This is a genomic window from Shewanella sp. GJ50-10, assembly GCF_055808815.1.
The window spans coordinates 1,759,714-1,778,263 of record NZ_JBVVSS010000001.1 but is presented as its reverse complement, the minus strand read 5'-3'; the positions used below and the strand labels follow the sequence as shown (position 1 = coordinate 1,778,263).

Annotated in this window: 15 protein-coding genes; 7 read left to right on the top strand and 8 right to left on the bottom strand. The window is 40.8% G+C overall.

Annotation, left to right across the window (positions count from 1 at the left end; translation table 11 throughout):
• Nucleotides 1-252: 252 nt before the first annotated feature.
• Nucleotides 253-2,478 (bottom strand): NADP-dependent isocitrate dehydrogenase, encoded by a 2,226-nt coding sequence (locus AC0L4E_RS07385; RefSeq protein ID WP_473678650.1) that lies wholly within the window; start codon nt 2,476-2,478, stop codon nt 253-255.
• Between the two features lie 283 nt (nt 2,479-2,761).
• On the opposite strand from AC0L4E_RS07385, the gene AC0L4E_RS07380 reads away from it, so the two are divergent.
• From AC0L4E_RS07380 to AC0L4E_RS07355, 6 genes are all read left to right on the top strand, one after another.
• On the top strand, nt 2,762-3,421 hold the full coding sequence (locus AC0L4E_RS07380; protein ID WP_473678649.1) for an rRNA large subunit pseudouridine synthase E: 660 nt from the start codon (nt 2,762-2,764) through the stop codon (nt 3,419-3,421).
• Between the two features lie 129 nt (nt 3,422-3,550).
• Nucleotides 3,551-4,030: an NUDIX hydrolase gene (locus AC0L4E_RS07375; RefSeq protein WP_473678648.1), complete on the top strand. Its 480-nt coding sequence runs from the start codon at nt 3,551-3,553 to the stop codon at nt 4,028-4,030.
• Between the two features lie 179 nt (nt 4,031-4,209).
• A complete protein-coding gene (gene mnmA, locus AC0L4E_RS07370) occupies nt 4,210-5,328 on the top strand; it encodes a tRNA 2-thiouridine(34) synthase MnmA (RefSeq protein ID WP_473678647.1) in 1,119 nt (372 codons plus the stop codon).
• Between the two features lie 3 nt (nt 5,329-5,331).
• A complete protein-coding gene (gene hflD / locus AC0L4E_RS07365) occupies nt 5,332-5,952 on the top strand; it encodes a high frequency lysogenization protein HflD (protein ID WP_473678646.1) in 621 nt (206 codons plus the stop codon).
• 40 nt (nt 5,953-5,992) lie between these two features.
• Nucleotides 5,993-7,363: an adenylosuccinate lyase gene (purB, locus tag AC0L4E_RS07360; RefSeq protein ID WP_473678645.1), complete on the top strand. Its 1,371-nt coding sequence runs from the start codon at nt 5,993-5,995 to the stop codon at nt 7,361-7,363.
• An 84-nt stretch (nt 7,364-7,447) separates the two neighbouring features.
• A complete protein-coding gene (locus AC0L4E_RS07355) occupies nt 7,448-8,578 on the top strand; it encodes a ribosomal protein uL16 3-hydroxylase (RefSeq protein ID WP_473678644.1) in 1,131 nt (376 codons plus the stop codon).
• 108 nt (nt 8,579-8,686) lie between these two features.
• Here the strand turns inward: AC0L4E_RS07355 and lpxM are convergent, their stop codons facing one another.
• From lpxM to pheS, 4 genes are all read right to left on the bottom strand, one after another.
• Nucleotides 8,687-9,622 carry a lauroyl-Kdo(2)-lipid IV(A) myristoyltransferase gene (gene lpxM, locus AC0L4E_RS07350; RefSeq protein ID WP_473678643.1) on the bottom strand — a complete coding sequence of 312 codons (936 nt, stop codon included), beginning with the start codon at nt 9,620-9,622 and terminating at the stop codon, nt 8,687-8,689.
• 182 nt (nt 9,623-9,804) lie between these two features.
• On the bottom strand, nt 9,805-10,104 hold the full coding sequence (gene ihfA, locus AC0L4E_RS07345; protein WP_055024430.1) for an integration host factor subunit alpha: 300 nt from the start codon (nt 10,102-10,104) through the stop codon (nt 9,805-9,807).
• 4 nt (nt 10,105-10,108) lie between these two features.
• Nucleotides 10,109-12,496, bottom strand: a complete 2,388-nt coding sequence (gene pheT / locus AC0L4E_RS07340; RefSeq protein ID WP_473678642.1) for a phenylalanine--tRNA ligase subunit beta — start codon at nt 12,494-12,496, stop codon at nt 10,109-10,111.
• Between the two features lie 15 nt (nt 12,497-12,511).
• Nucleotides 12,512-13,495 carry a phenylalanine--tRNA ligase subunit alpha gene (gene pheS, locus AC0L4E_RS07335; protein ID WP_220754669.1) on the bottom strand — a complete coding sequence of 328 codons (984 nt, stop codon included), beginning with the start codon at nt 13,493-13,495 and terminating at the stop codon, nt 12,512-12,514.
• Between the two features lie 392 nt (nt 13,496-13,887).
• Between pheS and AC0L4E_RS07330 the strand changes: the two genes are divergently transcribed.
• The gene (locus AC0L4E_RS07330; protein ID WP_473678641.1) at nt 13,888-15,396 is read left to right on the top strand and encodes a methyl-accepting chemotaxis protein; all 1,509 of its coding nucleotides are present in this window, start codon (nt 13,888-13,890) and stop codon (nt 15,394-15,396) included.
• 116 nt (nt 15,397-15,512) lie between these two features.
• Here the strand turns inward: AC0L4E_RS07330 and AC0L4E_RS07325 are convergent, their stop codons facing one another.
• The 3 genes from AC0L4E_RS07325 to fabF form a co-directional block, all read right to left on the bottom strand.
• Nucleotides 15,513-16,385 (bottom strand): NAD(P)-dependent oxidoreductase, encoded by an 873-nt coding sequence (locus AC0L4E_RS07325; protein WP_473678640.1) that lies wholly within the window; start codon nt 16,383-16,385, stop codon nt 15,513-15,515.
• A 65-nt stretch (nt 16,386-16,450) separates the two neighbouring features.
• Nucleotides 16,451-16,936: an acyl-CoA thioesterase gene (locus tag AC0L4E_RS07320; RefSeq protein WP_473678639.1), complete on the bottom strand. Its 486-nt coding sequence runs from the start codon at nt 16,934-16,936 to the stop codon at nt 16,451-16,453.
• Nucleotides 16,937-17,185: 249 nt separating this feature from the next.
• Nucleotides 17,186-18,430 carry a beta-ketoacyl-ACP synthase II gene (fabF, locus tag AC0L4E_RS07315; protein ID WP_473678638.1) on the bottom strand — a complete coding sequence of 415 codons (1,245 nt, stop codon included), beginning with the start codon at nt 18,428-18,430 and terminating at the stop codon, nt 17,186-17,188.
• Between the last annotated feature and the right edge of the window lie 120 nt (nt 18,431-18,550).

Genomic DNA, 18,550 nt, shown 5'->3' with positions numbered 1-18,550 from the left:
ACGCTGCCCAAAGGGTTCGACTAAAAGCGTTTTACTCTTTGTTGGATGAATCTATATGAATAAAGAGGTGCTTAGATGACTAGGCATCAACCCATTCGCCTCAATTAAAACGCTTTTATTTCGAACAAAACTTAACCAGCAAAGATCAACAGGCCCTAGTTCAGTAGCCGACACATTTAAGTTTTTTCCAAAATAAGCAGAAACTTTCGTTTCTGCTTTTAATATTTAAGCGTGTTGATGCCCGTTATTAAATTAAGCCGTAATGAAAGAATTCAATAATGCACTTGGGCGCATAGCCGCTTCAGCTTTTGCAGCATCTAAACGGAAGTAACCACCTAAATCAACTGCGGGTCCCTGTGAATCATTTAATTCGGCAACAATTGAAGCTTCATTTGTTGTTAATGATTCAGCTAACGCTGCAAATTCAGTAGCTAATTCAGCATCAGTTGTTTGCACTGATAACGCTTGAGCCCAGTACATAGCAAGGTAAAAATGGCTACCACGGTTATCGAGCTCACCTACACGACGTGAAGGAGACTTGTTGCTATCTAAGAATTGACCAATAGCCGTATCAAGCGTATCCGCTAATACTTGTGCTTTAGGGTTATCCTCAGTTTGGCTTAAATGCTCTAACGAAGCCGCTAACGCTAAAAACTCACCTAATGAATCCCAACGTAAGTGCCCTTCTTTCTCAACCTGCTGAACATGCTTAGGCGCACTACCACCTGCACCTGTTTCAAATAGTCCACCGCCATTCATTAACGGAACAATTGAAAGCATTTTCGCACTTGTGCCTAGTTCAAGAATTGGGAATAAATCAGTTAAGTAATCACGTAATACGTTACCTGTCACTGAAATTGTATCTAACCCTTCATGAACGCGCGCAAGTGTTGCACGAGTTGCTTCAACTGGCGCTAAGATTTGTAAATCAAGACCCGCTGTATCGTGATCTTTTAAGTACAGTTCTACTTTTGCGATAAGCTGAGCATCGTGAGCACGATTACTATCTAACCAGAAAATTGCAGGTGTGTTGCTTAAACGAGAGCGTTTAACAGCTAATTTCACCCAGTCACGAATTGGTGCGTCTTTAACTTGGCACATTCTAAAAATGTCGCCTACTTCAACGTTGTGGCTCATTAGCACGTCACCCGCACTGTTGATAACCTTAACAACACCCGCAGCTGCAACTTCAAACGTTTTATCGTGGCTACCGTACTCTTCTGCTTTTTGCGCCATTAGACCTACGTTTGGCACACTGCCCATTGTAGTTGGGTTAAATGCGCCATTGGCTTTACAAAATGAAATAGTTTCTTGGTAAACGCCGGCGTAACAACGATCTGGGATCATTGCTTTAGTGTCTTTTAGTTGACCATCTGGTCCCCACATTTTACCTGAAGAACGGATCGCAGCAGGCATAGATGCATCAATAATGATGTCACTTGGTACATGCAGGTTAGTAATACCTTTATCAGAATCAACCATCGCTAGTGCTGGACGCTTGGCGTAAACAGCAGCAATATCTGCTTCAACTTCGGCACGTTTAGCCTCTGGTAGCGATGCGATTTTAGCGTAAACATCACCAAAACCATTGTTTACATCAACACCTAGCTCATCAAACAATGCTTGATGCTTAGTGAATACGTCTTTAAAGAACACTTTAACAGCGTGACCAAATAAAATCGGGTCAGACACTTTCATCATGGTCGCTTTTAAGTGAAGCGATAATAAAACATCTTCAGATTTAGCTGCTTCGATTTCACGCTCATAAAAAGCTTGCAGTGCTTTGTTGCTCATTACTGCAGTATCGATGATTTCACCCGCTAGCAAAGGCAAGTTTTGCTTAAGCACAACTTCTTGGCCGTCAGCTTGTGTTAGCACGATATTAACAGTGTCCGCATCAGCTAGAGTAACTGACTGCTCGCTTCCGTAAAAATCACCTTCTTGCATATGAGCAACATGAGATTGTGAGTCACTTGCCCACTTACCCATTGAATGCGGATTTTTCTTAGCGTAGTTTTTAACTGAAGTCGGTGCTCGGCGATCTGAGTTACCTTCACGTAATACAGGGTTTACCGCACTACCTTTAATCTTGTCATAACGACTTTGAGCAACGCGCTCAGCGTCGGTTGTAGGCTCATCCGGGTAATTCGGAATGTCGTAACCTTTAGCTTGTAGCTCAGCAATACACGCTTTTAATTGTGGAATTGACGCACTGATATTAGGTAATTTAATGATATTGGCTTCAGGAGTCCCAGCCATTACACCTAATTCAGTTAATGCATCAGAGATTTTTTGTTCTGCAGTTAACTTTTCAGGAAAGTTTGCAATGACACGGCCTGATAAAGATATATCTCGGGTCTCAACTTTAACACCAGCAGCATTGGTAAATGTGCGGATGATAGGGAGTAATGAAAGCGTGGCTAATGCTGGTGCTTCATCAGTTTCAGTATAAATGATCGTTGGAGAGTTATCTTTCATGCTTTTTCCTACATTATTGAAATAAAAAGTTTTTAAAAATTATTATTGTAATAACTATCTACCTAAAACAGCTTCAATCTTGTCGTCAAAGTCTGCTTATTTGTGGTGCAAATCCATATGAAATAGAAAAATAAACTGTGGCTGCGGTTACAAAAGTGGGCACAGATCACATTTTTTAGGCCAACATCATAGATCATTATCTCGCAGATTCAAATTCCACTAAGGCCCAATGCCAAGTAAACTATGCAAAATAACTTAATTTCGCCCTTAAATAGGCTTATCTATGCCAGCAAATGACAAAGCAAAACGATTTAATACCAAACCGGCATTTGCCCGAACAGCTAAAAAGTCTACCAACAATACCAGAAAACCCGTTAAACGCACCGTGAAAAAAGCAGTTGATAATCCAATAATTGTTTTATTTAACAAACCCTTTGATGTTCTTTGTCAGTTTACTGATGAGTCAGGTAGGCAAACGTTAAAAGATTTTATTCCAGTAAAAGATGTTTACGCTGCTGGTAGGCTTGATAGGGACAGTGAAGGCTTATTGCTGCTTACAAATGATGGCAAGTTACAAGCGCAAATAACACAGCCAAAAAAGAAAACATTTAAAACCTATTGGGCTCAAGTTGAAGGCGAACCCAGCGAGCAAGCTATAAAAGATTTATGCCAAGGTGTTGAATTAAAAGACGGAATGACCTTACCTGCTAAAGTGTCTGTTATGAGCGAGCCTAACGTTTGGGAGCGAATACCACCTGTTAGGGAAAGAAAATCAATTCCGACAACTTGGTTAGAAATTCAAATTTGCGAAGGTCGTAATAGACAAGTTAGAAGAATGACAGCCCACATTGGCCACCCTACTTTAAGATTAATTCGCTATAAAATAGGTCAATGGAGTTTAGATGATATCGACAATGGCCAATATAAGACGATTGCCCAGTAATCGTTTTAAAGCCTTGTGAGTCAACATGATTAGGGCCTGTTGATCTTTCAAGGTTGATTTGTATAACGAGTTTAAGTAGTTAGTCTGTAACGTTTAAACAATTATATTTGAATGTATATAGGATAAATCATGACGAAAGAGCGTTATAAACCTAATACCACGGTCGCTTGTGTTATCCATTGCCAGAATAAGTTTTTATTTGTCGAAGAAATCATTGATGGTGAAGTTCGTTTTAATCAACCTGCAGGCCATATCGAAGCACATGAATCATTGCCGCAAGCTTGTAAACGCGAAGTTAAAGAAGAAACCGGATTAGACGTTGAGCTCGCAGGCTTGATTAGCATCTATCAATTTAGCGCTGATGAGCAGCTTTCATTTGTACGTTTCACCTTTGCAGCAGAAGTTGAAAACTTAATAAACTGCCAGCCTTTAGATAAAGATATCCATGCGTGTCATTGGTTTAATTTAGCTGAAATCAACACACGAAAACATCAGCTTAGAAGCCCATTAGTGATAAAATCCATTGAAGACTTTTTACATAAAGGTCACAGCCCATTATCACTGATTAATAGTGACTTGCAGATGATAGCCGACAACAACAATGCGTGATAGAATATGCGCCGCACATTTTTGAGATTTTCGTGATGTTTTTCATCGATTTTTAAGGTCAGTTTTAAAGATCAATATCAACATCAAATATAGCGACAATTAACTAGCGACTTGAAAAGCGCTAACGTCGACCACATGATCATCTCTTGTATCCGTAAATTCACTGGTTTTTAGGTTTTATGACATCAATCAATCCCAATTCAAATGGTAAAAAAGTCATCGTAGGCATGTCCGGCGGTGTAGATTCTTCAGTTTCAGCTTATCTGCTTATGCAGCAAGGCTATCAAGTTGAAGGATTATTTATGAAGAACTGGGAAGAAGATGACACGGATGAATATTGTCTTGCTGCCGAAGATTTAAAAGACGCTCAAGCTGTCTGTGACAAACTTGGCATCAAATTACACACGGTTAACTTCGCATCAGAGTACTGGGACAATGTATTTGAACATTTCCTTGAAGAGTACAAAGCGGGTCGAACGCCAAACCCCGACATCATGTGCAACAAAGAAATCAAATTCAAAGCATTTTTAGAATTCGCAGATGAAATTCTAGATGCTGACTATATTGCTATGGGCCATTATGTTCGACGTCGTGACAACACAGACGGCACAACACAAATGCTTCGTGGTATCGATAGCAATAAAGATCAAAGTTACTTCTTATACACGTTAAGTGACAAACAAGTGGCTAAAAGTCTGTTCCCTGTTGGTGAATTAGAAAAATTCCAAGTCCGCGATATTGCAAAAGAAATGGGCCTTATCACCCATGATAAAAAAGACAGCACAGGTATCTGTTTTATTGGTGAACGTAAGTTTACTGACTTCTTAGGCACATACTTACCTGCGCAACCTGGTGATATTGAAACTGCAGAAGGTGAAATCATTGGTACTCACCAAGGCTTGATGTATCACACGCTTGGCCAACGCAAAGGTTTAGGCATCGGCGGCTTAAAAAACAGCAACGATAACCCTTGGTATGTGGTCGAAAAAGATTTATTACGCAATGTATTAATTGTCGCGCAAGGGGGTAACCACCCTCGCCTCATGTCGCACGGCATGTTGGTCAGCCAATTACATTGGGTTGACCGTAAAGGTCCAATCTCGCCTGCAACAATTACCGTGAAAACACGTTACCGTCAGCAAGATGTGAAATGTACTGTAACAACTGAGGGCGATGATAATATCAAAGTGATGTTTGACGAGCCTGTTGCGGCAGTAACCCCTGGTCAATCTGCCGTATTCTACGATGGTGAAGTCTGCTTAGGCGGCGGCATTATTGATACCTTAATTAGAGGATAGAGCGTGAGCCAAGTATTATTTGAACGCACTATGGCGTTTGCAGGTATTTTACAAGCCATTGCTCAAGTTCAACATCTCGCTCGCCACGGCGAATCAGACGAGACAGCAATGGCTGCAAGTTTGAACACAATTATGGTGACAGATCCTGATTCTATCGCTGATATTTACCAAGACAAACTCGCCCTCAATAAAGGCTACCAGCTAATTGAAAACCAATTAGGCGACGGTAATAGCAAAGACGTTGAAACAACACGTTATTTAGTTGGCATGCTCGCACTAGAGCGAAAGCTTGCTCGCTCAGCCAATGGCTTAGGCATGCTTGCCGAGCGCATTAACCAAGTTCATAGACAGCTGCATCACTTCGCCATTACCGATGAGCAAATTGTTGCAAGCTTAGCCAGCATTTATAGTGATGTCATCAGCGAACTTGGCCCTAAATTACAAATTTCTGGTAATCCAGCTTGCTTGCAACAACCGCAAGTACAACAAAAAATCCGTGCTTTACTTTTATCTGCTATGCGTAGTGCTGTTTTATGGCGCCAATTAGGTGGCAAACGTCGTCACCTTGTTTTTGCTCGTAAAGCCATTGTGGATACAGCTATTAGTAGCCGTAAAAATAATTAATCGTATCACCCTACAACAAAAGTTCATCAAGGAGCTTCAAATGGATCTTTCTGCACTGACTGCTATCTCTCCGATAGACGGTCGTTACGGTAGCAAAACCACCTCTTTACGAGGCATTTTCAGCGAATTCGGTTTAACTAAATACCGAGTTCAAGTTGAAATTAACTGGTTAAAACTACTTTCTAGTTGCCCAGAGATTGAAGAAGTTCCGCCATTCAGTGAAGAAGCATTAATCTTACTGGATAGCATTAAGGATAACTTCAGCGAAGAAGACGCATTACGCGTTAAAACAATCGAAAGAACCACCAACCATGACGTTAAAGCGGTTGAGTATTTCATTAAAGAACAAATTGCCGATAACGCTGAATTAGTCGCTATCGACGAGTTTGTTCACTTCGCATGTACTTCAGAAGACATCAATAACTTATCTCATGCGTTAATGTTAAAAGAAGCACGTGAGTTAGTCTTGGCACCACAGTGTCTTGAGATTGTTGATGCCATTAAAAAATTAGCGACTGAAAACAAATCAGTTCCGTTAATGTCACGTACTCACGGACAACCTGCTTCACCTACTACATTAGGTAAAGAGATGGCTAACGTTGCTGTACGTCTAGAGCGTCAACTAAACCAAATCAACGCAGTTGAAATCATGGGTAAAATTAATGGTGCTGTAGGTAACTACAACGCACACATCTCAGCTTACCCAGAAGTTAACTGGCATGAACTGTCACAACGTTTCGTGACAAGCTTAGGCATCAACTGGAACCCATACACAACTCAAATCGAACCGCATGATTACATTGCTGAACTATTTGATGCTGTAGCACGATTTAACACCATCCTTATCGATTTCGATCGTGACATTTGGGGTTACATTGCAATGGGTCACTTTAAGCAACGTACTATTGCTGGCGAAATTGGTTCTTCAACCATGCCGCACAAAGTTAATCCTATCGACTTCGAAAACTCAGAAGGTAACTTAGGTATTGCTAATGCGCTTATGCAGCATCTAGCCGCTAAATTGCCAGTTTCAAGATGGCAACGTGATTTAACGGATTCAACCGTATTGCGTAACCTAGGTGTTGGTATGGCTCATTCATTAATTGCTTATCAAGCAACAATGAAAGGCATCAGCAAGCTAGAAGTTAACGAAGCAAACCTATTAGCTGAATTAGACAAAAACTGGGAAGTACTGGCTGAGCCTGTACAAACGGTAATGCGTCGCTATGGCATCGAAAAACCATACGAAAAGTTAAAAGAGTTAACCCGTGGTAAGCGTATTGATGGTGAGCAACTTGCTTTATTCATCGATGGCTTAGAGCTACCAGAGAGTGTTAAAGCTGAACTTAAAACAATGACGCCAGCTAACTACATCGGCCGTGCTGAAGCATTCGTTGACGAGTTAAAATAATCCTCCAAATAAGCACTTAAGGTGACTTATTAGATGAATAAGGAATGGCGACACCTCGTATGAGCTGTCGCCTTTTTTAATACTATGTATACATTAAATTTCGATACTGCTGAGTTCACCCGTGAATATTGGCAAAAGAAGCCTATTGTCATTAAAAATGCCTTTAATGCCTTTGAAGATCCCATTTCAGCAGATGAACTTGCAGGTTTAGCAATGGAAGAAGATATATCTTCACGCATTGTTCAAACACAAGCGCAGGGCTGGAATGTAGTTCAAGGACCATTTGAAGATTATGATGAATATGGTGAAGATGGCTGGCAGTTATTAGTTCAAGCCGTTAATCATTGGTATCCAGAGTCTCAACCATTAGTCGAGGCGTTTCGCTTTTTACCCGACTGGCGTTTTGATGACTTGATGGTGTCATTCGCAACACCTAAAGGCGGCGTCGGGCCACATATCGATAATTACGATGTATTCATTATTCAAGGTGAAGGTGAGCGACGCTGGCAGGTTGGCAATATTGGCAACCACCAACAACGTGGTGGTGATAAAAACAGCCCATTAGTCGATGACTTTGAACCTATTATTGACGTGGTATTAACCAAAGGTGATGTACTTTATATTCCACCTGGCTACCCACATTGCGGTGAAACGTTAACACTTGCTTTAAGTTACTCAATTGGTTTTAGAGCGCCGAGTCAGCAAGAGTTACTGACCGAAATGGCAGATTCATTAATTGATAATAATCTTGGTAAGCAGCGATTTACCTCAACTGAAGAAGTAGCAATTAAAGGCTTCGTGAGTGAGCAACAACAACAAGGGATGATGAATTTATTAACTCAACTTGCCCAAGACCCAAATCAATATCAAACCATGCTGGGTAAATTGTTAAGCCAAAACCGTTTTGAATTAGACCTTAACCCATTTGAGCAACCTATTTCGACTAATGATGTTATTGAAGCCATTGAAGATGGCGCGAGCATTCAGCGTATTGGAGGTTTAAAAGTCCTCAAGTTAGAAGCTGATAAACAAGCGCAGTTATACATCAATGGTGAAGTGGTAACAGTTGCAGGTATCGATGCTGACATTGTGGCAATTGTTGCTAATGAGCACTTTATCGACCAAGAGTTTTTATTGGGTTGGCGTCAACAACCAGCCCTAATGACGCTAGTCGCTCAGTTAATCAATCAAGGTTGGTATTACTTTTCTGAATAGCATTTAACGTTATGAATTGAGTCATTAAAAACAGCTTAAATCCAGTTATAAAAAAGGCACTAAAGAATCAACTTTAGTGCCTTTTTAATCTGTATTAATAATAAACAATTAATATAGATCGGTTTCGCCTATCGGGCGGGTTTTTAAAAACTTCAAAAACCACATGTACTGTTCAGGGTAAGCGTTAATCACCTGTTCAACCATTTGATTTAGCGCGATAGCTTCGTTGTCTTTGCCTTGCATGTCTTCTGGGTTCACCGCTGGCATCACGGTTAAATTAAATTGGCGAGCTTGTTTATCATAGCCAATTTTGACCGGCAACACTTGCGCCTTTCCTGCTTGTGCTAAGCGTCCTACCACTGGCAAAGTAGCTTTAACGGTGCCAAGTAGCGGTGCAAAAACACTTTGCTCGCGGCCTAAATCTTCATCAGGTAGATAAAAGAAACTATTATCTTGTCTTAATTCACTGATTAGAGCGCGTATACCCGCCTCTCGCATGTAAACTCGTCCATTTTGACTACTACGTAGACGATTGCTAAACCAATTAAATAAACCATTCCTGTGAGCTTTAGCCATCGTAACCATTGGTAGCTCAATATTAAGTCTGATCCCAGCATAATCAATCGGCCACACATGGGGCATAATAAAGATGATAGGTTGACCAGCTTGCCTTGCAGACTCGACATGCTCAAAACCTTCAATCGTAACCCGGCTTTTGATATGCGCATTCGAGCGAAGCAGTAATTCTGCTTGTGACATTAAGGTCAATACAAACATATCGACATTGTCTTTAATTAAAGCATCAATTTCAGCCGCAGATTTTTCAGGAAAACAAGTTCGCATATTAATGTGAGCAATATTAATTGGCTTTTTAGCTATGAGCATCACCAGCCTTGCCAGTAATCGAGAAAGAGGATCTCGTATAAACGCAGGCATTAAACCAAATATAAATAAGATGACAATGGCAAGCCATGTGCCCCAATATTTAGGATGCAATAAAGAAAGAGTAAATCGACGATCGAAATGTTTTGCTTGTCTAGCCAAAAGAAACCTCAAAAAATTACATCAATGCTATGAAATAAAGAGCGGAGCCAAAGACGTATAATAACAATTTTCTAGCACTGACAACACGATATTTTTATATCATCTGCATAACTCAAACTGATTTACCTGCCCTAGAAAACAAAAAAGCCACTCAAACGAGTGGCTTTTTTAATCAAGCGAAACTATTTCTTAGCCGAGTTTGATTCTTCAACTCGAGTTTTCAACTTTTGTCCTGGACGGAAAGTCACAACACGTCGAGCTGAAATTGGAATATCTTCACCAGTTTTTGGGTTCCTTCCCGGTCTTTGATTCTTGTCGCGCAGATCAAAGTTTCCAAAGCCAGATAACTTGACCTGCTCACCACTTTCGAGTGCTTCTCTTATTTCTTCAAAGAAAGACTCAACCATCTCTTTGGCAACACGTTTGTTAATGCCCAGCGTTTCAAAAAGATGTTCTGCCATTTCGGCTTTGGTAAGTGCCATACTTTTAGTCCCTCAACGATGCGTTGAACTCGGTCTTAAGTGCAGATACAACTGAATCAACAGTTTCAGTTATGTCCTTTTCTTCAAGCGTACGAGTAATGTCTTGTAATGTAAGTGCTATTGCGAGGCTCTTTTTGCCTGCTTCAACACCTTTACCTCGGTATACGTCGAACAAGTTTAAGCCAACCAACTGATTTTCGCCAACTTTTCTTATCAAATTCATAACATTAGTTGCAGAAACTTCTTCTTCAACAACAACAGCAATATCACGTCGATTTGCAGGAAACTTAGATACAGTCTGGGCTAGCGGCAAACTGGCATGCAGTAAAGCGTCCAGTTCTAACTCAAAAATAATTGTTTTACCATTTAGTCCAAAAGGCTTTTCCAAACTAGGATGGACAGCACCAATGATACCAATGACCTGATTATTTCTTAGTATTTCAGCACATTGCCCCGGATGAAGAGCTGAATGTGTTGCACTTCTAAAAGTAAATTCAGAAGTCGAAACTGTCAAGCCGATAATTGATTCTAAATCACCTTTTAAATCAAAGAAGTCGACAGTTTTTGAATCCATTGACCAATGTTCATCATTTTGAACACCTGAAATCACTGCACCAATCATGGCTTCTTGTCTAACACCAGAATCTGCTTTTGCATCAGGTACAAAGCGTAAACCAGTCTCAAATAAACGCACACGACCTTGCTGACGGCTTTGGTTGTAACCTACTGAGGTCAATAATCCAGTGAACATTGAAAGACGCATTGCAGACATTTCAACCGAAATAGGGTTCGGTAAAATCATTGCTGGCGCATCAGGGTGAACAAGATTTTGTTGCTTAGGATCGACAAAACTATAAGTCACAGCTTCTTGGAAACCGCGAGCAACTAAAACATTACGAACTTTACGCAATGAAATATCCGCTTCTTTGTGATCTGACATGGTTAATGAAGCAACCGGTGCAATATTAGGGATATTGTTATATCCGTAAATACGTGCCACTTCTTCAATTAAGTCTTCTTCAATTGCCATATCGAAACGGTAAGTTGCAGTCACAACATCCCAAGTTTCCGCATTAGCTGTAACAGTAAAGCCTAGACGCTCAAGAATTTCAGTCACATCAGCATCAGGAATGTGATGACCTAAAATTTTATCAAGCTTGCTACGACGTAATGTTAATTCAACAGGCTTAGGTAAATTAGCTTCAGTAACAGCTTCTTCAACAGGACCTGCCTCGCCACCACAAATATCTAATACTAGACGTGTAGCACGATCCATGACCTTGTGTTGTAGCTCTGGGTCAACACCACGCTCAAAACGATGTGAAGCGTCTGTATGAAGGCCTAAACGACGTGATTTACCCATAATCGCAAGAGGAGCGAAAAATGCACACTCTAACAAGATATCTTGAGTCTTCTCAGTCACACCTGTTTTGTCACCGCCAAACACACCAGCTAAGGCAATTGAGCCACTGTCATCTGCGATAACTAAAGTGTCATTAGGTACTGTCACTTCATTACCGTCTAACAATGTTAGCTTTTCAACACCATCACTTAAACGTACTTGAATAGCACCACTTAAGGTTGCTAAGTCAAACGCATGCATTGGTTGACCGTATTCAATTAATACGTAATTGGTAATATCAACAATTGGGTCAATTGAGCGAATACCACTACGACGCAATTTTTCTTGCATCCATAATGGAGTTGCAGCAGCTAAATCTACGTTTTTAACCACACGGCCTAAGTAACGAGGACAAGCTTGTGCATCAATAACATTGATTGCAACTTTATCTTCGATGGTCGCTGTAACTGTTTCCCAAGTTGGCTCTGTTACCGCTTCACGGTTTAATACGCCGACTTCGCGGGCAAGACCTGCCATACCAAGACAGTCTGCACGGTTAGCAGTTAAATCAACATCAATGATGGCATCGTTAAGGTCTAGATATTCGCGAACGTCCTTACCGATTGGCGCATCTGTTGGTAATTCGATAATGCCATCGCTTTCGATGTCGATACCTAATTCACCGTATGAACACAACATACCAAATGAAGGTTGACCACGTAATTTGGCTTTCTTAATTTTAAAATCACCAGGAAGCACTGCGCCAACCATAGCAACAGCAACTTTTAAACCTAAACGGCAATTTGGTGCGCCACAAACGATGTCGATTAACTCTTCTTCACCGACATTAATTTTGGTAACACGTAGTTTGTCAGCATCAGGGTGCTGACCACACTCAACAACTTCACCGACAACAACACCACTAAATGCGGCTGCTACTGGGTCAACGCCATCTACTTCAAGACCGGCCATTGTAATTTGGTGTGATAACTCGTCACGACTTACTGATGGGTTAACCCACTCACGAAGCCAAGATTCACTGAATTTCATCTTTATATTGCTCCGTTATTTGAATTGCTTAAGAAAACGTAAATCGTTTTCGAAGAAGGCACGTAGGTCATTTACGCCGTAACGCAGCATTGTTAAACGCTCAACACCCATACCAAAAGCAAAACCAGAGTATTTTTCAGGGTCGATACCGACACTGCGAAGTACGTTAGGATGCACCATACCGCAACCTAATACTTCTAACCATTTACCGTTTTTACCCATTACGTCAACTTCAGCTGAAGGTTCAGTAAACGGGAAGTAAGATGGACGGAAACGCACTTCTAAATCTTCTTCGAAGAAGTTACGTAAGAAGTCATGCAAAATGCCTTTTAGCTCAGCAAAGTTAACTTTTTCATCAACTAGCAGACCTTCCACTTGGTGGAACATCGGCGTATGAGTTTGATCGTAATCGTTACGGTAAACACGGCCTGGAGAGATAATACGTAAAGGCGGCTTTTCGTGTTCCATTGTACGAATTTGAACACCTGAAGTTTGCGTACGAAGCATTACTTTCGGATTGAAATAGAAAGTGTCATGATCAGCACGAGCAGGATGATGCTCAGAAATGTTCAATGCATCGAAGTTATGAAAGTCATCTTCAATTTCAGGACCATTTTTAACAGAGAATCCTAACTCACCAAAGAAAGTTTCAATACGTTCGATAGTACGTGTCACTGGGTGAAGTCCACCCAATTCAATGGTACGACCTGGTAAGGTTACATCGATTTGTTCAGCGATAAGTTGCGCTTCTAACTCTGCAGCCTTTAAGCCTTCAATGCGCTCAGAAAGTTCTTTCTGTACCGCTTGTTTAGCTTGGTTGACTGCTTGTCCAAAAGCAGGTTTCTCTGCTGGACTTAAGCTACCCATCAATTTCATCATGTCAGTGATCTTACCTTTCTTACCAAGGTAATCGACACGGATATCATCCAATGCCTTTAGATCACTGGCCTTACCAATTACTTCTAAGGCTTGTTCTACGATCTCAGTTAACTGCTGCATTATATCTTCCACTGCATTCTTGCATATCAAATGCGTTTGGGCGCCCAAGGTTCGGACGACATATTTAGTCTAGGTTTTAATGTTAAATTAAACCCAGAGCATGGGGTTAAAACAAAAGATGGGATTTTACGTGACCTAGGCTTATTTTGCTAGTATTTATTGCAATTAAAGCCAGTAAACTCCTGCATTATCATGAGTTAGCTTCATATGATCTTAATTAGATTAAACTTGAAAAAAATTGATATCTAAAATTGTAAATTTTTCTCTTTATGAATGTCTCAATGCTTGTTCAAAAGTTGCCTCCTTTTTTTCAAATTTGTTGAAAGTCCAACTAAAGTTTATGTCGTTACATCCGATACATTTATATTGCGTGATAAAAATAAGAGGCAAGCATGAAAGAAGTAAAATTCAGGTGGGTTGATCAGTTTTTAATTAAGTTATCAATAAAAGCAAAATTTACCATCTTGGCAATTGTTCCTATAGCACTGATTTTATTGCTTACTTTTACACTTACCAATAGTTTTAAAACCACTTTGGCCAAGGCTGAGATTGAAGAAGCTGTGTCACTAAACAATACCTACAATCACGCCGTTGATGTAGCGTTAAATCTACTTGATGAGGATAAGCATCAAGCTTTTTTATCCGATTTAGATGGCTCAAGCCGAGCGGTTAATATTGATACTCTTACCCGCCAAGAGCAACAAATTTCACGTCAAGGCGGTGGTTCAATTGAAACCAGTTCCGGGTTTACAGCATTTAGTGCAGTTAATGCTCACGACATAGTCATCACAACCCAAATAACTCATCAAAATATTACCGACAAAACGAATAATGACAATAATTTAGCTTACTTATTGATGGTTATTATTATTATTATTATTTTATTATTTTCATATTACATTTCTACATTCATTGGTGGTGCGCTATATACTACGGTAATGGCTCTTCGCCGCGCAGCAGATGGTGATTTAACCAGTCGATTAAACTTTTTTGAAGTACCTGACGAATTCAGTTTACTCGCGATAAGCGTTGATACACTCGTCGACAGACAACATAAGCTTGTTTTACAAATGACCCAAGCAACTGAGCAAATAAGACAAGTAGTTCAAGGTTTTAGAACTACTGCAGAAGACGGCCAAGCTGTTGCGGTTAATCAACGTCAGCATCTTGACTCACTCGCAACAGCAATGGAAGAAATGACGGCAGCGGTTAAAGAAGTAGCTCGTAATGCCGAGCAATCTTCATCTGAAACTCAAGAAGCCAATAACCAAGTGACTGCTGGTTCAAATGACATCGAAACCACGGTTCAAGCCATTGATTTACTTTCAACTGAAATTGCCGGCGCATCTGATGCTGTTAATGAGCTAAATGACAATGCCAGTAAAATTGATGCTGTTGTTACCACAATTAATGCTATCTCTGAGCAAACTAACCTATTGGCACTTAACGCAGCAATTGAAGCCGCGCGCGCTGGAGAACAAGGTAGAGGATTTGCCGTTGTAGCAGATGAAGTAAGAACCCTTGCAGGTCGAACCCAATCTGCTACAGTCGAAATCAAATCCATGATTGAAGCCTTACAATCTGGTACTCAGAACCTTACTCAAGTGATGTCACGCACTGTTGATCAGGCTGAAGAAGGTAAAAAGCATGTTCTTCAAACCGGTGAAGATCTGGCAAGCATCGCACATCACAGTGGTAAGGTGTTTGAGATGAGCGTGTTAATTGCAACCTCAGCTGAAGAACAATCTGCTGTTGCAAATGAAATAGCCTCTAATTTAATGGAAATTAGAAATCAATCTCACAATGTTGAAGAATCGGCTAATCTGTCGGTGTCAGGCTGTAATGAACTTAACAGCACAGCTGAAGAGTTAGATAAGTTAATGATTGGACTAAAAATTTAATCTGTTATTTCAGACAGCTAAATTAAACCACAACCTATAAAAAAGCTCGTCACCAATCGTGACGAGCTTTTTTTCTAAAATCTTGAATGTAACCATTGAGATGACAGCTTGATACGTTACCGATTCTTTTCTAAACGCGCTAATAAGCTAGATGTATCCCAGCGATTACCTTTCATTGCCTGTACTTCAGAATAGAATTGATCCACTAATGCTGTAACAGGTAAATGACTGCCATTTCGGCGCCCTTCTTCCAGTGCAATACCTAAATCTTTCCGCATCCAATCAATGGCGAAACCAAAATCATATTCGCCTTGCCACATGGTTTGATAGCGATTTTCCATTTGCCAGCTTTGCGCTGCGCCTTTACTAATGACTTCAACCACTTTTAAACCATCTAAACCAGCACTTTTAGCAAAGTGAAGTCCTTCAGCGAGTCCTTGAACAACACCAGCTATGCAGATTTGATTAACCATTTTAGTTAGCTGACCAGCGCCCACATCACCTAATAATTCGGCGCAGCGACTGTATGACTCAATGACTGCTTTGACTTGATTAAAGACAGATTCTTTACCGCCCATCATCACAGTTAACACACCATTTTCTGCACCTGCTTGCCCGCCTGAAACAGGCGCATCCAAAAACTCGATGTCTTTGTCAGCCAAAATTGCGGCAACGTCACGAGCTACATCGGCGGAAGCAGTTGTATGGTCAACTAAAATAGCGCCAGATTGAATACCGTGTATCACTCCGTTTTCACCAAGTATAACTTGCCTTAAATCATCATCATTACCAACACAAGTAAAGACAATATCTTGATCTTTTGCAGCCAATGCAGGGGTTAGTGCAAATTCACCTTGGTAATCTTGTGTCCATTGCTCAGCTTTCGCAGTGGTGCGATTATAAACCGTGACTTGATGGCCATGCTTAACAAGATGTCCCGCCATCGGGTATCCCATAACGCCAAGTCCAATAAATGCTACCTTCGCCATAATATCCTTCTTATTATTCTAATGTTTGAATGCTATTAACTATGTGAGCTTCTAGTATTAAATAGTTAAAGTGCAGGTTTTACATGGGCTTCCATTTCAGCACCGATGCGTTTACGCATATCCATTAATCTGAGTGCTGAATCTCTTAAACGGATATCATCTTCATTTTGAGGGATCCACTCAGGAACAGAAGTAGGTTTACCATCATCATCCACAGCGACCATAATCACAATACAATGGGTGGTTAAATGACGTTCAGGTTCTTTAGGGTCGCCTGCTTTTACATCAATGCCTAAATGCATCGAAGAAGTACCGGTATAAATGACTTTGGCACTTACCTCAACAATATTACCCACGTGGATTGGTTTAACAAAGCGGATCCCACCTGCATACACAGTAATGCAGTATTTACCACTCCAACCCGCTGCACCTGCATAGGCTGCTAAATCAATCCATTTCATTACGGCGCCACCGTGGACTTTACCGCCAAAATTTACATCAGCAGGTTCTGCTAAAAATCGTAAAGTAATCTCTCTATCTACTCCGGCCATAACGCCTCCTAAATTGTTGCACTCGCAACAGTTTACGATACTTTGCTGCTTAAATGGATAAATTCATCTTGTTTGATTTAATTAACATCTTGGACTGAATATTCGCTAAACAAATCACCTATTTTATAGCGTTGATTTCATATTCTTCATTCTAACTTTCATTATGCAACTGCGTGATATATTTGAAGCAAAAAAAAGCAGCCACCTTAGTGACTGCTTTATCATCAAGCATCTATAAAGCTTTACGATTTACGCATCGCCTTTTTTAAATAAAAGCGATCCGTTAGTCCCGCCAAAACCAAATGAATTACACAAAGCATAATCGAAGGTATGTTCTTTTGCTTTATGGGCAACAAAATCTAAATCGCAACCTTCATCTGGGTTATCTAAATTGATTGTCGGAGGCACGATTTGATCACGCAAAGCCAAAATGGTCACGATTGCTTCAACTGAACCTGCAGCTCCTAATAAGTGGCCTGTCATAGACTTAGTTGAACTCACTAATAAGTCATAAGCATGTGGGCCAAATACTGATTTAACCGCAGCAGCTTCCGCTTTATCACCTGCAGGAGTCGATGTGCCATGTGCGTTGATATAACCCACTTTCTCGTTAGCAATTTGCGCATCATTGATTGCATTGACCATTGCAGCTGCAGCGCCAGCACCATCAGCTGGAGGTGACGTCATATGGAATGCATCACCACTCATCCCAAATCCAACTAACTCAGCATAAATTTTTGCGCCACGGGCTTTAGCGTGCTCATATTCTTCCATCACCATAACACCAGCGCCATCACCAATCACAAAACCGTCACGGTCTTTATCCCAAGGGCGACTGGCTGCTTGTGGGTCATCATTACGAGTTGATAAGGCTTTAGCTGAGCCAAAACCAGCCACAGCGAGCGGAGAAGTTACATCTTCAGCCCCGCCTGCCACCATCACATCAGCATCGCCATAAGCGATAGTTCGAGCTGCAAAACCGATGTTATGCACACCCGTTGTACATGCTGTCGTAACTGCAAAGTTAGGGCCTGTCATGCCATATTTAATTGATAAATGGCCTGAAATCATATTAATAATGGTGCTTGGTACAAAAAATGGAGACACTTTACGCGGGCCTCCTTTTAATAGAGCGGCATGATTTTGCTCAATTAAAGGCATGCCGCCCATACCTGCACCAATTGCAGTACCGACGCGAGAAGGATTTTCTTGTTCCATATCCAAACCAGCATCATTCATCGCTTGGATACCTGCAGCCATGCCGTATTGGATAAACAAATCCATTTTACGAGCATCTTTACGTGATAAGTACTGCTCAACGTCAAAATCTTTAACAGAGCCACTGAAGCGAGTGCCAAACTCAGTTGCATCAAATTTGGTAATGGGTTCAATACCACTCTTACCTGCTAATAAAGATTGCCAAGAAGAATCGACATCGTTACCCACTGGAGTAACTAGTCCTAGGCCTGTAATCACGACACGACGTTTAGACACAGTAGTCACCTTTGAAATAATTAGGCATAAGCCAAAAATAAACAGTATGGGTTAATCCATCATCAATGACTTTGTACTGGGTACATTTAGCATTGAGCAGATAAGAAGCGAGCTGAAGGA

Bases quoted from the DNA above. Each gene is read 5' to 3' on its own strand.
- AC0L4E_RS07385 (WP_473678650.1), bottom strand. From the start codon at position 2,478: ATGAAAGATAACTCTCCAACGATCATTTATACTGAAACTGATGAAGCA.
- AC0L4E_RS07380 (WP_473678649.1), top strand. From the start codon at position 2,762: ATGCCAGCAAATGACAAAGCAAAACGATTTAATACCAAACCGGCATTT.
- AC0L4E_RS07375 (WP_473678648.1), top strand. From the start codon at position 3,551: ATGACGAAAGAGCGTTATAAACCTAATACCACGGTCGCTTGTGTTATC.
- mnmA (WP_473678647.1), top strand. From the start codon at position 4,210: ATGACATCAATCAATCCCAATTCAAATGGTAAAAAAGTCATCGTAGGC.
- purB (WP_473678645.1), top strand. From the start codon at position 5,993: ATGGATCTTTCTGCACTGACTGCTATCTCTCCGATAGACGGTCGTTAC.
- AC0L4E_RS07355 (WP_473678644.1), top strand. From the start codon at position 7,448: ATGTATACATTAAATTTCGATACTGCTGAGTTCACCCGTGAATATTGG.
- ihfA (WP_055024430.1), bottom strand. From the start codon at position 10,104: ATGGCACTTACCAAAGCCGAAATGGCAGAACATCTTTTTGAAACGCTG.
- pheT (WP_473678642.1), bottom strand. From the start codon at position 12,496: ATGAAATTCAGTGAATCTTGGCTTCGTGAGTGGGTTAACCCATCAGTA.
- pheS (WP_220754669.1), bottom strand. From the start codon at position 13,495: ATGCAGCAGTTAACTGAGATCGTAGAACAAGCCTTAGAAGTAATTGGT.
- AC0L4E_RS07330 (WP_473678641.1), top strand. From the start codon at position 13,888: ATGAAAGAAGTAAAATTCAGGTGGGTTGATCAGTTTTTAATTAAGTTA.
- AC0L4E_RS07325 (WP_473678640.1), bottom strand. From the start codon at position 16,385: ATGGCGAAGGTAGCATTTATTGGACTTGGCGTTATGGGATACCCGATG.
- AC0L4E_RS07320 (WP_473678639.1), bottom strand. From the start codon at position 16,936: ATGGCCGGAGTAGATAGAGAGATTACTTTACGATTTTTAGCAGAACCT.